This window comes from Streptomyces sp. NPDC006365, from assembly GCF_042870755.1.
GTDB classification, from domain to species: domain Bacteria; phylum Actinomycetota; class Actinomycetes; order Streptomycetales; family Streptomycetaceae; genus Streptomyces; species Streptomyces xiangluensis.
Window position 1 is genome coordinate 126,303 of sequence record NZ_JBIAHS010000020.1, and the last position, 14,258, is coordinate 140,560.

At 70.2% G+C, this 14,258-nt stretch carries 13 protein-coding genes and 2 pseudogenes; 13 read left to right on the top strand and 2 right to left on the bottom strand.

Annotated elements, in window-relative coordinates:
• Positions 1-59 precede the first annotated feature (59 nt).
• The 8 genes and pseudogenes from ACFYO0_RS37785 (at position 60) to ACFYO0_RS37820 (ending at position 7,417) form a co-directional block, all read left to right on the top strand.
• Positions 60-600 (top strand): annotated as a pseudogene (locus ACFYO0_RS37785) (phosphotransferase).
• Positions 601-752: 152 nt separating this feature from the next.
• Positions 753-1,313: an SUKH-4 family immunity protein gene (locus ACFYO0_RS37790; protein WP_388685461.1), complete on the top strand. Its 561-nt coding sequence runs from the start codon at positions 753-755 to the stop codon at positions 1,311-1,313.
• A 108-nt stretch (positions 1,314-1,421) separates the two neighbouring features.
• Positions 1,422-2,909, top strand: coding sequence for an MFS transporter (locus ACFYO0_RS37795; protein WP_388685463.1), 1,488 nt, complete (start codon positions 1,422-1,424; stop codon positions 2,907-2,909).
• 32 nt (positions 2,910-2,941) lie between these two features.
• A complete protein-coding gene (locus ACFYO0_RS37800) occupies positions 2,942-3,139 on the top strand; it encodes a hypothetical protein (protein WP_266762988.1) in 198 nt (65 codons plus the stop codon).
• On the top strand, positions 3,139-3,507 hold the full coding sequence (locus ACFYO0_RS37805) for a type II toxin-antitoxin system death-on-curing family toxin (RefSeq protein WP_388685465.1): 369 nt from the start codon (positions 3,139-3,141) through the stop codon (positions 3,505-3,507). Before ACFYO0_RS37800 ends, ACFYO0_RS37805 begins: the two co-directional genes overlap by 1 nt.
• Before the next feature lie 121 nt (positions 3,508-3,628).
• On the top strand, positions 3,629-5,428 hold the full coding sequence (locus tag ACFYO0_RS37810; RefSeq protein WP_388685467.1) for a DEAD/DEAH box helicase: 1,800 nt from the start codon (positions 3,629-3,631) through the stop codon (positions 5,426-5,428).
• Positions 5,429-5,823: 395 nt separating this feature from the next.
• The gene (locus ACFYO0_RS37815; RefSeq protein WP_386352186.1) at positions 5,824-6,471 is read left to right on the top strand and encodes an IclR family transcriptional regulator; all 648 of its coding nucleotides are present in this window, start codon (positions 5,824-5,826) and stop codon (positions 6,469-6,471) included.
• 154 nt (positions 6,472-6,625) lie between these two features.
• Positions 6,626-7,417, top strand: coding sequence for a S16 family serine protease (locus ACFYO0_RS37820; protein WP_388685470.1), 792 nt, complete (start codon positions 6,626-6,628; stop codon positions 7,415-7,417).
• A 12-nt stretch (positions 7,418-7,429) separates the two neighbouring features.
• Here ACFYO0_RS37820 and ACFYO0_RS37825 read toward each other — a convergent pair whose 3' ends face one another.
• Positions 7,430-7,903: an Lrp/AsnC family transcriptional regulator gene (locus ACFYO0_RS37825; RefSeq protein WP_388685472.1), complete on the bottom strand. Its 474-nt coding sequence runs from the start codon at positions 7,901-7,903 to the stop codon at positions 7,430-7,432.
• A 121-nt stretch (positions 7,904-8,024) separates the two neighbouring features.
• Here ACFYO0_RS37825 and hppD point away from each other — a divergent pair, with 121 nt between their 5' ends.
• The 4 genes from hppD (at position 8,025) to ACFYO0_RS37845 (ending at position 13,170) form a co-directional block, all read left to right on the top strand.
• Positions 8,025-9,170: a 4-hydroxyphenylpyruvate dioxygenase gene (gene hppD, locus ACFYO0_RS37830; RefSeq protein WP_388685475.1), complete on the top strand. Its 1,146-nt coding sequence runs from the start codon at positions 8,025-8,027 to the stop codon at positions 9,168-9,170.
• 74 nt (positions 9,171-9,244) lie between these two features.
• Positions 9,245-10,651, top strand: coding sequence for an FAD-binding oxidoreductase (locus tag ACFYO0_RS37835; RefSeq protein ID WP_388685478.1), 1,407 nt, complete (start codon positions 9,245-9,247; stop codon positions 10,649-10,651).
• Positions 10,652-10,809: 158 nt separating this feature from the next.
• Positions 10,810-12,417 (top strand): RDD family protein, encoded by a 1,608-nt coding sequence (locus tag ACFYO0_RS37840; protein WP_388685481.1) that lies wholly within the window; start codon positions 10,810-10,812, stop codon positions 12,415-12,417.
• 117 nt (positions 12,418-12,534) lie between these two features.
• Positions 12,535-13,170, top strand: a complete 636-nt coding sequence (locus ACFYO0_RS37845) for an RDD family protein (protein WP_388685484.1) — start codon at positions 12,535-12,537, stop codon at positions 13,168-13,170.
• A gap of 18 nt (positions 13,171-13,188) precedes the next feature.
• Here ACFYO0_RS37845 and ACFYO0_RS37850 read toward each other — a convergent pair whose 3' ends face one another.
• Positions 13,189-13,440 carry a hypothetical protein gene (locus ACFYO0_RS37850; RefSeq protein ID WP_388685486.1) on the bottom strand — a complete coding sequence of 84 codons (252 nt, stop codon included), beginning with the start codon at positions 13,438-13,440 and terminating at the stop codon, positions 13,189-13,191.
• A 493-nt stretch (positions 13,441-13,933) separates the two neighbouring features.
• Between ACFYO0_RS37850 and ACFYO0_RS37855 the strand changes: the two are divergent.
• A pseudogene (locus ACFYO0_RS37855) lies at positions 13,934-14,257 on the top strand (hypothetical protein); the annotation flags it as partial.
• Between the last annotated feature and the right edge of the window lies 1 nt (position 14,258).

Below are 14,258 nucleotides of genomic sequence, written 5' to 3' on the forward strand. Positions count from 1 at the left end.
GGGACTGACGACGGGGCTGACGCCTGTTGTTGGACGGTGTGGTTCTCGTCACCGGCGTCATGGCCGCGGGGAGTCCACGGTGGCGCAGGCGCAGGCGATGGGGCACCTCCCGCTCGAGCGAAGCCGAGAGTGGGGAGGCTGCCTCGGGCCGCGCAGGTGCGCGGTGAAGTGTTCCGCCGGATGATCGTGTCGGGACGCGCGGAGTACGATCCCGGCGCCGAGGACGACGAGGCCCTCGCCCAACTCCGGCTCCGCCACCGGCTCTCGGCGGCGACGGCGACGGCGGACACGTACGCGGGCGCCGGTTTCACGGCGATCGTCCAGGACGTCATCCTGGGCGAGGACCTTACGGCGTATGTCGCGCTGGTCCGCACACAGCCCCTGTACGTCGTGGTCCTGGCCCCGCGCCCCGAGACCGTCGCCGCGCGCGAGGCGGGACGCGCGGAGACGGGCTACGGCGCGTGGACGGTCGACGAACTGGACCGCGGGCTGCGGGAGGAGACCCCGCGCATCGGGCTCTGGCTGGACACGTCGGAACTGAGCGTGGCACAGACGGTGGACGCGATTGTCGCGGGGCGGGAATCGGCTCGGGTTGCCTGACTGGGGAACGGGCCGGAGGCCTTGTGGCGCTTGGGATTTGGGGCATTGTCAGTGGTGCGGCGTATGGTTTTCGATCAGTGGGGAGCGGCTGCTGGGTCAGCGGGCTGCACCCTGCTGGGGATGCACGATGCGATCACATGCACGGGGGAGCCATGAGGACGATTGACGCCGGTACGGGGGCGTGCGCAACGGCTTGGGGCGAGGTGCCGGCGTACTGGCGAATGACCGCGCTGGTCCACGCCCTCACCCGGATCGCCGACCCGTGCGCGGGTCTCCGGCTCGACCTGCCGGCGCGGCTGCTCGACGAGGAGTTCGGTACGGGCGGGATCATGCGCTTCGAGGACGTCGACTTCCCGGCCACCCTCACGCACGAGCCGACCCGTCGTTTCCTCCGGGAGACGGGTCTTCCGGAGGACGGCGTCACGTTCCAGCTCGAGATGGACGTGCCGCTGCAGACACTCGCCGAGCGCCACGCGGCCGAGCGGACGGAGGAGGTGCCGGTCCCCGGGGGCCAACTCCCGGATGCGGCCGACCGATTGATCCGTCTCGGCCGCCTCGCCGATGCCACGGACCTCCTCGTCGACGGCGCTACCGGAGAGCTCCACGAGTGGTCCGCCCCGGCCGCCGGGCTGCGACCGCTCAACGCCGACCTATCCACGCTCGCGCTCACGCTCTGGCTGCTGCACCGCGCGAAGACGCAACGCAAGCAGTAACCGGATCACAAAGTTCATAAAGGGGGCGAGGGCGTACGACCAAGGTCCCAGGCGATCACCTCCTCGCGACAGGGGCCAACGGGAGCCGTGCCCCTTACGCTGACGGCCATGACCACCCGGGAACCGAGCGACGCCGACGTCGCGCACACCGCGGCCAAACGAGCTGCACCGGCCGAACCCGATGCCGTTGCCGTTGCCGATGCCGATGCCGAAGACAATGTGCTCAGCCGCCCCTACCGGGCACTGAGCATCGGGATCGTGTCCGTCGTGCTGCTGATCGCCTTCGAGGCGACGGCGGTGGGGACCGCGATGCCGGTGGCGGCGCGGGAGCTCGACGGGGTTTCGTTGTACGCGTTCGCGTTCTCGGCGTACTTCACGACGAGCCTGTTCGGGATGGTGCTGGCCGGGCAGTGGTCGGACCGGCGCGGGCCGCTGGCGTCGCTGACCGCGGGGATCGCGGCGTTCGCGGCGGGGTTGGCGCTGTCCGGGACGGCAGGGGTGATGTGGCTGTTCATCCTCGGCCGGGCAGTGCAGGGGCTCGGCGGCGGGCTGGTGATCGTGGCGTTGTACGTGGTCGTGGGGCGGGCGTATCCGGAGAGACTGCGGCCGTCGATCATGGCGGCGTTCGCGGCGAGCTGGGTGATCCCGTCCGTGGTGGGGCCGCTGGCCGCCGGTTCGGTGACCGAACAGCTCGGCTGGCGCTGGGTGTTCATCGGGATACCGGTCCTGGTGGTGTTCCCGCTGGCACTCGCCCTGCCGCAGATACGGCGACTGGCGTCCGGCCCGACGGAGGGTGCCGTCGCCGCATCCTTCGACCGGCGCCGGATCCGGCTGGCGCTGGGGATCTCGCTGGGCACGGGCCTGCTGCAGTACGCAGCGCAAGATCTGCGGTGGCTGTCGGCCGTGCCGGCCGTGGCGGGAACGGCGTTACTGGTGCCGGCGGTGCTGGGGCTGCTGCCGCGCGGGACGTACCGCGCGGCGCGCGGGTTGCCGTCCGTGGTGCTGTTGCGCGGGGTCGCGGCCGGGTCGTTCATCGCGGCGGAGTCCTTCGTGCCGCTGATGCTGGTCACGCAGCGAGGGCTGTCGCCGACGCTCGCCGGGTTCTCGCTCGCGGCGGGCGGGGCGACCTGGGCGCTGGGGTCCTTCGTGCAGTCCCGGGCGCGGGTGGAGCCGTACCGGGAGCGGTTGATGGGCCTGGGGATGGTGCTGGTCGCGGCGGCGATCGCCGCCGCGCCGAGTGTGCTGATCGACGCGGTGCCGGTGTGGACGCTGGCCGTGACGTGGGCGTTCGGCTGCTTCGGAATGGGGCTGGTGATCTCCTCCACCAGCGTCCTCCTGCTGCACCTGTCCGCCCCGGAGGAGGCCGGTGCCAACTCCGCCGCGCTCCAGATATCCGACGGCCTGTCGAACGTCCTGCTGCTGGCGGCGGGCGGGGCGGCATTCGCGGCGCTGGGCGGCGGCACGGTCGCGGGTCACGCCGCCACGACGGCTTCCGGCGCGACCCCGGCCGCCTTCGCCGCCGTGTTCCTGCCGATGGCGGGGGTGGCGTTGGTGGGGGCTTGGGTGACTACACGGGTGCGGGGCGAAGCCCGGTGACACTAGGTGGTACCGCGTAGTACCGTCGAGCCATGGCTGGACTCAACCTGCGATTCACGGACGAAGAACTGGACGCGCTGCGCGAGCGTGCGGCAGCGGAGGGGCGCAGCATGCAGGCCTTCGCACACGATGCCGTGATCTCGGCCATAAACGAACACTCCCGGCTGTTCAACGAAGCTGCCGACCACGTGCTCAAGGCCAGCGCTGAGCTGAACCGGAGGCTCGCCTGATGCACCACCTCACGCTGCCCGAGCTGCTGAACCTCGCGAAGCGGCTCGGGGCGGACGAGGTGCGTGACTACGGGCTTCTGGACTCGGCGCTGGCGCGCCCGCAGTCGAGCGTGTTCGGGCAGGACGCTTATCCGGACGTCTGGCAAAAGGCGGCGGCGCTGATGGAGTCGCTCGCCCGCAATCATGCTCTCGTTGACGGGAACAAGCGCATCGCTTGGTACGCGACCTGGGTGTTCTTGCACATGAACGGGCACCCCCTGGACCCGGACTTCGACGTGGACGAGGCCGAGGCCTTCGTACTCGACGTCTGTCAGGGAGCCCTGGACGTGCCCAAGATCGCCGCACAGCTGCCACGTTTTGCGCGCTGATTGTGAGCTGAATCCCATCCACGGGTCAGGCGGCGTAGTCCGCGCGTTGGTGCGATCGGGCCGCCGATAGGGTGGCCCGGTTGTCATACACACCCTGCCGCCCAACCACCCCACGGAGACCGTGACTACCACCGCCAGCAGCGCCTCCCACTCGCATCATCTGTCGCCCGCCTTTCCCGGCCGTGCCCCCTGGGGCACCGCCGGCAAGCTGCGTGCCTGGCAGCAGGGGGCTATGGAGAAGTACCTCCAGGAGCAGCCGCGTGACTTTCTTGCCGTTGCCACGCCCGGCGCCGGGAAGACGACCTTCGCGCTGACACTTGCCTCTTGGTTGCTGCACCACCATGTCGTGCAGCAGGTGACGGTGGTCGCGCCGACCGAGCATCTGAAGAAGCAGTGGGCCGAGGCGGCGGCGCGGATAGGGATCAGGCTGGACCCGGAGTACAGCGCGGGACCGCTCAGCAAGGAGTACCAGGGGGTCGCGGTCACGTACGCCGGTGTGGGCGTACGGCCCATGCTGCACCGAAACCGCGTCGAGCAGCGCAAGACGCTCGTCATCCTCGACGAGATCCACCACGCGGGCGACTCGAAGTCCTGGGGCGAGGCCTGCCTCGAGGCGTTCGAGCCCGCGACCCGCCGCCTCGCGCTCACGGGTACGCCGTTCCGCTCCGACACCAACCCCATCCCCTTCGTGACGTACGAGGAGGGCAACGACGGGATCCGGCGGTCCGCCGCCGACTACACATACGGGTACGGCAGCGCGCTCGGCGACGGCGTCGTCCGGCCCGTCATCTTCCTCTCCTACAGCGGCAATATGCGGTGGCGCACGAAGGCGGGGGACGAGATCGCCGCCCGCCTCGGCGAGCCCATGACCAAGGACGCCGTCAGCCAGGCCTGGCGCACCGCCCTCGATCCGCGCGGCGAATGGATGCCGAGCGTGCTGCGCGCCGCCGATCAGCGGCTCACGGAAGTACGGAAGGGCATCCCGGACGCCGGCGCCCTCGTCATCGCCTCCGACCAGGACTCGGCACGGGCGTACGCCAAGCTGATCCGCGAGATCACGGGCGACAAGGCGACCCTCGTCCTGTCCGACGACGCCGGCGCGTCCGAGCGGATCGACGAGTTCAGCCACAACAACGACCGCTGGATGGTCGCCGTCCGCATGGTGTCCGAGGGCGTGGACGTGCCCCGGCTGGCCGTGGGCGTGTACGCAACCACCATCTCCACGCCGCTCTTCTTCGCGCAGGCCGTCGGCCGCTTCGTACGGTCCCGGCGCCGCGGCGAGACCGCCTCCGTCTTCCTGCCGACCGTCCCCGACCTCCTCACCTTCGCCAACGAGATGGAGGTGGAGCGGGACCACGCCCTCGACAAGCCGAAGAAGGAGGGCGAGGAGGACCCGTACGCCGAATCCGAGAAGGAGATGGAGGAGGCGAACAAGGAGCAGGACGAGGACACCGGCGAGCAGGAGGAGTTCGCCTTCGAGGCGCTGGAGTCCGAGGCCACTTTCGACCGCGTGCTGTACGACGGCGCCGAGTTCGGCATGCAGGCGCACCCGGGCAGCGCGGAGGAGCAGGACTACCTCGGCATCCCGGGCCTCCTCGAACCCGAACAGGTCCAGCTCCTGCTCCAGAAGCGGCAGGCGCGCCAGATCGCGCACAGCCGCAAGAAGCCCGCCGAAGAGGCCGACCTCCTCGAAATCCCTGCCGAGCGGCGGCCGGTGGTCACGCACAAGGAGCTGCTGGAGCTGAGGAAGCAGCTCAACACGATGGTCGGGGCGTACGTCCACCAGAGCGGCAAGCCGCACGGCGTGATCCACACCGAGTTGCGGCGCGTGTGCGGCGGGCCACCGAGCGCGGAGGCGACGGCGGGGCAGTTGAGGCAGCGGATCGCCAAGGTGCAGGAGTGGGCGACCCGTATGCGGTGACAGCACGGGTTCGTGTACGAGGATCAGGGCGCCGGTTTCGTTGTGTACGGAACCGGCGCTCTCGTGTGTGCGGGGGTGTGCGAGGGTGTGCGTGGTGTGTGGGGGTGGTGCACAGGGAGTGATGTGTGCCGGGCGTACCAGGACAAACGCAACGACGATCTTGCCGAACACTGACCGGATTCTGGACGGAGTCTTCCGCTGAGCGAACCGGGTCGCTACTGTCCCGCTACGCACACGCCCCGTGGCAGCGCCGCCGCGGAGCGCAGCCGGTGCCCGCCCGGGTAGTCCCCGGGACGCTTGCCGACCGGCGGCCTCTGAAGCGCGTCGCCGTTGGGACCGGTGACGCAACCGCCGCGGAGGGGGCCGTCGACTCTCACCACTAAGGAGTGGGCGTCGTGACCGCGGAGACCTCTCAGACGCTCGACCGGGGACTGCGTGTCCTCAAGTTGCTCGCCGACACCGATCACGGGCTGACCGTCACCGAGCTGTCCAGCAAGCTCGGGGTGAACCGGACCGTTGTGTACCGCCTGCTCGCCACGCTTGAGCAGCATGCGCTCGTACGCCGTGATCTGGGTGGTCGTGCCCGGGTGGGGCTCGGCGTGCTGCGGCTGGGGCGGCAGGTGCATCCCTTGGTGCGTGAGGCCGCGTTGCCCGCGTTGCGGTCGCTGGCCGAGGACATCGGGGCGACGGCGCATCTCACTCTGGTCGACGGGACGGAAGCGCTGGCCGTCGCTGTGGTGGAGCCGACGTGGACGGATTACCACGTGGCGTATCGGGCGGGGTTCCGGCATCCGCTGGAACGGGGGGCCGCGGGCAAGGCGATCCTTGCGGCGCGGGCTGCGGCTGGGACTGTGGCGGATCCCGGATACACGCTGACGCACGGGGAGTTGGAGGCCGGCGCGAGTGGTGCGGCTGCGCCGCTGCTCGGGGTGACCGGGGTGGAGGGAAGCGTGGGCGTGGTCATGCTCGCGGATTCCGTCCCGGAGCGGGTGGGGGCGCGAGTTGTGGACGCGGCGAAGGAAGTGGCCGAGGCGTTGCGCTAGCCAGGGGTGGGCGTGGGTGGGGTCGCTTTCCCCAGCCCGCCCCTTCCCGAAACTGGGGCTGCGTCCCAGACCGCGATACAGCCCCGTGCCCCTGCGGGGTCGCAAGGCCCCACCAGCCTGCGGCTGGAATTCGTCCTGGCGTTAGATTGATCCCGTGCTCTCTCAGCTCTCGCGCCCCCGAGCCGTTGCCCTTTGTGCTCTGCCCGTCGTGGCTCTGCTGGCCGTGACGGCTTTCGTGCCGTTGCCGTTTGCGGTGGCTCAGCCGGGGATGACGGCGGATGTGCTGGGGGAGAACCGGGGAGAGCCGGTGATCACCATCAGTGGGACGGAGACTCACCGGACGCGTGGGCAGTTGCGGATGACGACCATCGTGGCGACCGGGCCCGATGCGGACGTACGCCTGCCTGATGTGATCGACGGGTGGTTCGACACGGATCGGGCCGTGATGCCGCGGGACTCCGTGTACCCGAGCGGTGACACCGTCAAGGAGATCGAGGAGCACAACGCCAGGGAGATGCGGGAGTCCCAGAACACGGCCACCGAGGCCGCGCTGGACTATCTCGGCGAGGACCCGGACGACGTCAAGGTCACCCTGAAGCTCGCCGACGTCGGCGGACCCAGTGCCGGGCTCCTCTTCTCGCTCGGCATAGTCGACAAGCTGGACGGTGACGGCAGCGGCGGCGACCTGACCGGCGGCCGTACGATCGCGGGCACCGGCACCATCGACGCCGACGGCACAGTGGGCGCCGTAGGCGGTGTCGCTCTCAAGACGCAGGCCGCCAAACGCGACGGCGCGACCGTCTTCCTCGTACCGAAGGCCGAGTGCTCGGACGCGGAGTCGGAGCTGCCCAAGGGGCTGCGACTGATCCCGGTGACGACGCTGAAGGACACGGTCGAATCCCTCCGCGCCCTGGAGACGGGCACCGGCTCCGTCCCCAGCTGCTGAACCCCCGCCCGGCTAATCCCGGTCCTCCGCCGCCTGCTCCACCAGCGGGATGATCCGCAGCGGAACCGCGTTCTCCATGACGATCGCCGTGGAGGCCCGGACGATGCCGTCGAAACCGACGACCCGGTCGATCACCCGCTGAAGATCGGCGTTGGAGCGGGCGACGAGACGGCACAGCATGTCGCCGCTGCCCGTCGTCGTGTGCAGCTCCAGGACCTCCGGCACGGTCGCCAAGTGCGCCCGTACGTCCGTCCCCTGACCCTGCCGGATCTGGAGGGTCGCGAACGCCGTGACGGGGTACCCGAGTGCCGCGGGGTCCACCTGGGGACCGAATCCGCGGATGACGCCGTTCGACTGCAGGCGGTCGAGACGGGCCTGGACCGTCCCGCGGGCGACACCGAGCCGCCGGGACGCCTCCAGCACCCCGATCCGCGGCTCCTCGGCCAGCAGCACGAGGAGCCGGCCGTCCAGCTGATCGATCCCCATGGAGGTCTCCCGGTGGTCATCCTGTACAGAAGTCCCGATCGTATGGGCCAGTCGCTGCGCATGTTGTCCAGTGAATACGCCAACTATTGCGCACCTTGCGGAACGGAGGGAGCGTATCGCCATGACTGAGACCATCCACCACACCCCTCGTACCGCGCGCGATGCAGACCCGTTCCCGGTCAAGGGAATGGACGCGGTCGTCTTCGCCGTCGGTAACGCAAAGCAGGCGGCGCACTACTACTCCACCGCCTTCGGGATGAAGCTCGTCGCGTACTCCGGACCGGAGAACGGCAGCCGCGAGACCGCCTCGTACGTCCTGACCAACGGCTCGGCGCGCTTCGTCCTCACCTCCGTCATCAAGCCCGCCACCACCTGGGGCCACTTCCTCGCCGAGCATGTGGCCGAGCACGGCGACGGTGTGGTCGACCTCGCCATCGAGGTCCCGGACGCGCGCAGGGCGTACGCGTATGCGATCGAGCACGGCGCCCGCTCGGTCGAGGAGCCGTACGAGGTGAAGGACGAGCACGGCACCGTCGTCCTCGCGGCGATCGCCACATATGGGCAGACCCGGCACACCCTCGTCGAGCGGACGGGGTACGACGGCCCGTATCTGCCCGGCTTCGTGAGCGCCGACCCGATCGTCGAGCCGCCCGCCCACCGCACCTTCCAGGCCATCGACCACTGCGTCGGCAATGTCGAGCTCGGCCGGATGAACGAATGGGTCGGCTTCTACAACAGGGTCATGGGCTTCACGAACATGAAGGAGTTCGTGGGCGACGACATCGCGACCGAGTACAGCGCGCTGATGTCGAAGGTCGTCGCGGACGGCACGCTCAAGGTCAAGTTCCCGATCAACGAGCCCGCCATCGCCAAGAAGAAGTCCCAGATCGACGAGTACCTGGAGTTCTACGGCGGCGCCGGCGTCCAGCACATCGCGCTGAACACGAACGACATCGTCGAGACGGTACGCATCATGCGGGCGGCCGGAGTCCAGTTCCTGGCCACCCCCGACTCGTACTACGACACGCTGGGGGAGTGGGTCGGCGACACCCGCGTCCCCGTCGACACCCTCCGCGAACTGAAGATCCTGGCCGACCGCGACGAGGACGGCTACCTGCTGCAGATCTTCACCAAGCCGGTCCAGGACCGCCCGACCGTCTTCTTCGAGATCATCGAACGCCACGGCTCGATGGGCTTCGGCAAGGGCAACTTCAAGGCCCTGTTCGAGGCGATCGAGCGGGAGCAGGAGAAGCGGGGCAATCTCTGACGTCCGGTTCCACGGTGGCCCGCCTGGCCCCTCGTGCAGGTGGGCTTCACACCGTCGTCCGCGGATGCGACGCTGTGATCATGAGCCGTATCGAAGCCCCTCGTGACGAAGTGACGGGGAACCTCCTCGACCGTCTGCTCGCGGGCCTGCCGGCCGAGGCGGTGCTGAGCGACCCGGACGTCACAGTCGCGTACGCCAACGACATGGCCAGCTTCTGCGAGGCCGGGACGCCCGCGGTCGTCGTGCTGCCGCGGACCGTGGAAGAGGTCCAGCACGTCATGCGCATCGCCACCGAGCTGCGCGTCCCTGTCGTCCCGCAGGGCGCCCGCACCGGACTGTCGGGCGGCGCCAACGCCTCCGACGGCTGCATCGTGCTGTCCCTCCTCAAGATGGACCGGATCCTCGAGATCAGCCCCGTCGACCGGATCGCCGTCGTCGAACCCGGCGTCATCAACGCCGCGCTGTCCCGCGCAGTGAACGAACACGGCCTCTGCTACCCGCCGGACCCCTCCAGCTGGGAGATGTGCACGATCGGCGGCAACATCGGCACGGCCTCCGGCGGCCTGTGCTGTGTGAAGTACGGGGTCACCGCCGAGTACGTACTCGGCCTGGACGTCGTCCTCGCCGACGGCCGCCTCATGCACACCGGCCGCCGCACGGCCAAGGGCGTCGCCGGGTACGACCTGACCCGCCTGTTCGTGGGCTCGGAGGGTTCGCTCGGCATCGTCGTACGGGCCGTACTGGCGCTCAAGCCGCAGCCGCCGCAGCAGCTGGTGCTGGCCGCCGAGTTCGCCTCCGCGGCCGCCGCCTGTGACGCCGTGTGCCGGATCATGGAGGGCGGCCATGTGCCGTCCCTCCTCGAACTGATGGACCGTACGACGGTGAAGGCCGTCAACGACATGGCGAACATGGGCCTGCCGGAGACAACGGAGTCCCTGCTGCTCGCCGGCTTCGACACCTCGGACCCGGCCGCCGACCTCGCCGCGCTCGGCGCCCTGTGCGAGGCCGCGGGCGCCACCCAGGTCGTCCCGGCCGACGACCTGGCCGAATCCGAACTGCTCCTCCAGGCACGGCGGTTGTCGCTCACCGCGCTCGAAGCGGTCCGGGGCGTGACGATGATCGACGATGTGTGCGTGCCCCGGTCGCGGCTCGGCGACCTGTTCGAAGGCGTCGAGCGGATCGCCGAGAAGCACCAGCTGACCATCGGGGTCGTCGCCCACGCCGGCGACGGCAACACCCACCCCACCGTCTGCTTCGACGCCGGCGACCCCGACGAGTCCCGCCGCGCCCGCGAGTCCTTCGACGAGATCATGGCCCTCGGCCTGGAACTCGGCGGCACGATCACCGGTGAACACGGCGTTGGCGTACTGAAGAAGGAATGGCTGGCCCGCGAGATCGGCCCGGTCGGCGTGGAGATGCAGCGTGCGATCAAGACGGCCTTCGACCCGCTGGGCATCCTCAACCCCGGCAAGGTCTTCTGAGCCGCCGTCCGGTAGTTGAAACCGTCCGGTATTCGGGAAGGCGTGGCAGAACCTTGCCCGAACGGGGTAGGTACTGGCGGACCGGACGTGACCCTTGCTCCGGTCTGATAGATGTGGATGCCCCAAACGACCCCCGAGCAGATACGGGACCGACGGACATGAGCGCCCCAACCCCGGCCCCCGGCGACGACAGGCCCCGCGAAGGGTATTACCCGGACCCGTCCATTCCTGGATATGTCCGCTACTGGAACGGTGCCTCGTGGGTGCCCGGCACCAGCCGACCGGCGCCGTCCGCCGGCGAATCGCTGCCGACGCCACCCGGTGGCCGCTCGGCCCCGGCCGCCACCGGTCCCGGCACCACGGAGGAGACGGGCCCGCACTTCTTCGACGAGGACCCGCCCGCCGCGGCCCCCTCGCCCGCCGAGGCCCAGCACGGCAGCCGCCCCGAGCCCGCGACCGCGTGGGGCGCCGACCGCTCCCGGCAGACCGGTTTCGGCGGTGAGCAGGACCGCCGGGTCTCCTGGGGTTCCCCCGCTGATCCGCGCCTGCCGTCCGAGCCGACCCAGCCGGAGGGCAGGTCCGAGCACACCGACGGCACGGTCACGTTCCGCGCGCCCAGGTCCGAGGACCGGGTCGAGGACCAGCCACGGGACACCCAGGACGCCCAGGAGGCGCAGCCTCCGGCTTCCGGCGGCACGGTGGTGTTCCGCAGGCCCACGGCGCGGGTGCGGCCGGCCGCGGGCTCGGAGGAGGAGCCGTCCGCTACGCCCCAGGACGCCTCGCCCGGATCCGGCTCGCCCCGGCCCAAGGCCGGAGCCTCCGGTGTCCCCGGCGCCCGTAACCCTCTCGCTTCGGAGGGCACGATGGCGTTCCGTGCCGTCACTCCGCGGCAGAGGCAGCTGCGCGACCCTCAGGTCCCGGGCCCGACCGCGGGAGGAACCGCCGTAGGGGGCACGGCTGCGGGAGGCTCGACGACGGGTTCGACCGCGGCAAGCCCGGCCGCCGCTCGCGCGGGTCTCGCCCAGGGCGGCACCGCCTCGGCGGCCGGCGCCCAGAGCCCCGCCGTACCCGCCCAGTCCACGAATTCACCAGCCCCTCGATCCACCCCCTCCACCCCTTCCACGCCCGAGCAGTCCACCCCCATGGCCGCGGGCGTCGGCGGTGGACAGCCCTCCTGGGCCCAGCAGGTGCACCGCCTCGCCGGAGCCGAGGGCGAACCGCCCGTCGTCCCCTGGAAGCCGGTGTCCGAGGACCCCTTCCAGGCCGCAGCCCGGGCGCAGGCGTCCGCGCGTCCCGCCGGGCTCGGCAAGCGGCTGGCCGCCCGGCTCGTCGACTCGCTCGTACTGGTCGCCGTGACGGGCGCGGCTGCAGTGCCGCTGGGCACCAGGGCCCTCGACCACGTCAACGACAAGATCGACGCGGCCAAGCTGTCCGGCGAGACCGTCACGGTCTGGCTGCTGGACGGCACCACGGGCGCGTACCTCGGCATCGTCCTCGCCGTCCTGCTGCTCTTCGGTGTCCTCTACGAGGCGCTGCCCACCGCCAAGTGGGGCCGTACGCTCGGCAAGAAGCTGTGCGGTCTCCAGGTGCGGGACATCGAGGGCGGCGAGCCCCCGTCGTTCGGCGCGGCCCTGCGCCGCTGGCTCGTCTACAGCGTCCCCGGACTCCTCGGCGTCGGCGCACTGGGTGTCCTGTGGGGTCTGTTCGACCGCCCGTGGCGCCAGTGCTGGCACGACAAGGCGGCGCACACGTTTGTAGCCGGGTGACCCACGAGCCGGCCCACGCACCACCCGCCCGCTGACGCATGCGTCAGCTTCTGCGGCCCTAGCCCGGACGGCTCCCCGCCCATTGCGCGGCCGGGTGCTTCGCGGTCGACTCGAGACATGACGACCGAGCCGCCGCCGCCCCCGGAAGACGATCCGTTCAAGAAGCGTCAGCCGCCACCCGGCGAGGGCGGCGGCTCTCCGTACGACACCCCGCCGAGGGGCTCGGAGGGCGGGGGCGCCACACCCCCGCCGTACGCGGGCGACCCCTACGGCGGCGGCCCGTACGGCAACGAGCCCCTCGCCGGGATGCCGCCCCTCGGCGACAGCCCCAAGCGCGTACTGGCGCGGCTCATCGACATGATCCTGGTGGGTGCCGTGTCGTGGCTGCTGGCGTGGGCGTTCGGTGCCACCGACTACGACGTGGACGGCGGCACCGTCGAGTACAGCGAGTCCCTCGGCCAGTCCCTGATCGCCGCGGTGCTCTACGTCGCGTACGACACCGTCCTGACCGCCAGGGACGGGCAGACCCTCGGCAAGAAGCTGTTCAACATGCGGGTGGCGAACCTCAACGACGGCTCGACGCCCTCCTGGCAGAACTCGCTGACCCGCGCGCTGATCCTCTGGCTGCCGTTCGCGTTCTGCTGCGCGTGCATCTGGACCGCGATCACGGGTGGCTGGAGCTTCTTCGACAAGCCCTACAAGCAGGGCCTGCACGACAAGCCGGCGAAGACCGTGGTGGTCAGCACCGGCTGAACCAGTCGAGCGCCGTGGTCAGCGCTTGCTGCCGCTGGCGACCGGAACGGATTCGGCGACACGCTCCGGGGCGACGGACGTGGCGACCGGGGCCGGCTTCTTCGGGACGGGAACCGTCATGGCCACGAGGAGACCGAGGGCGAGGGCGGAGAGCGCGATCACCGCGATTCCCGGGCCCGAACTCGTCTGTGACAGCAGCAGCATGGCGAGGGTGGAGAAGATCACGGTGCAGGAGCCGTAGGCGAGCTGTGCGGCGGTCGGACGAGGCATGAGCGTTCCTCGGGTCGGGGGTCTCCCCCCGTGCCTCTCGCCAAGGGGGAGGATGCGGATACGAATCAGGGGGCGACAACAACGGTGTCGACTTGGCAATCCGCTGATCTCCAGCGCGCCGCCAGCCGACTCTATTCCGCTGTCTGCCCGAGTGGAACGAGCGGTAAGCGTCACCTAACCCACGGTGCCGGTGCACAGGGGGCGCACGGAATCATGACGTCCACCTACTGGACGGTGCGGCGCGCCGGTTGAGCGGTACACCAACCTCGTGGTGCTCCGTACCGGCTAACTGACACCGACACCAAGATCGTGGTCGTGAAGGAGCCCTGCGATGGCACGACGATCACGGTGAAGGTCTCGGCCGCGGCGAATTGAACCACATTCCCGCAGGTCAAATCTTGATCGATCGTGACCCTCTGGCGGGTCGCGGCCGATCGTGTTTAGGTGCGTCCTGTGGCTCTCTTATTGACACTGTTTCTCACGGGGGTGTGATGTGGCCGCAGGAGGTTTCTGCAAGCTGCCGAACGGCAGTGTGGTGGTGGCGTTGAACCTGCCCACCCCCTCCGCCATGGGCGGCACCGGTTGCGTACGCATCCTCGTCCACGCACAGAACCGGGCCCGCGCGCTGACACGGGTACGCAACCTGGGCATGCGGGCGGTCTACCTGCGCGGCAACGCCGAGCCGCCGACCCCGGACGAAATCACCGCGGTCCTGCACCATCCCGACGGCCTCATATGGCGCACACCTCCCGGCGACACCACCGCCACCGCCACGGAGCTGTGGCGCCCCATCCGGGCCCTGAAGCGGCGTACGGCTC

Excerpts from the sequence above, each read along its gene's own strand:
- ACFYO0_RS37845 (WP_388685484.1), top strand. The coding sequence starts at position 12,535 with ATGACGACCGAGCCGCCGCCGCCCCCGGAAGACGATCCGTTCAAGAAG.
- ACFYO0_RS37800 (WP_266762988.1), top strand. The coding sequence starts at position 2,942 with ATGGCTGGACTCAACCTGCGATTCACGGACGAAGAACTGGACGCGCTG.
- ACFYO0_RS37825 (WP_388685472.1), bottom strand. The coding sequence starts at position 7,903 with ATGGGGATCGATCAGCTGGACGGCCGGCTCCTCGTGCTGCTGGCCGAG.
- ACFYO0_RS37840 (WP_388685481.1), top strand. The coding sequence starts at position 10,810 with ATGAGCGCCCCAACCCCGGCCCCCGGCGACGACAGGCCCCGCGAAGGG.
- ACFYO0_RS37795 (WP_388685463.1), top strand. The coding sequence starts at position 1,422 with ATGACCACCCGGGAACCGAGCGACGCCGACGTCGCGCACACCGCGGCC.
- hppD (WP_388685475.1), top strand. The coding sequence starts at position 8,025 with ATGACTGAGACCATCCACCACACCCCTCGTACCGCGCGCGATGCAGAC.
- ACFYO0_RS37805 (WP_388685465.1), top strand. The coding sequence starts at position 3,139 with ATGCACCACCTCACGCTGCCCGAGCTGCTGAACCTCGCGAAGCGGCTC.
- ACFYO0_RS37850 (WP_388685486.1), bottom strand. The coding sequence starts at position 13,440 with ATGCCTCGTCCGACCGCCGCACAGCTCGCCTACGGCTCCTGCACCGTG.
- ACFYO0_RS37790 (WP_388685461.1), top strand. The coding sequence starts at position 753 with ATGAGGACGATTGACGCCGGTACGGGGGCGTGCGCAACGGCTTGGGGC.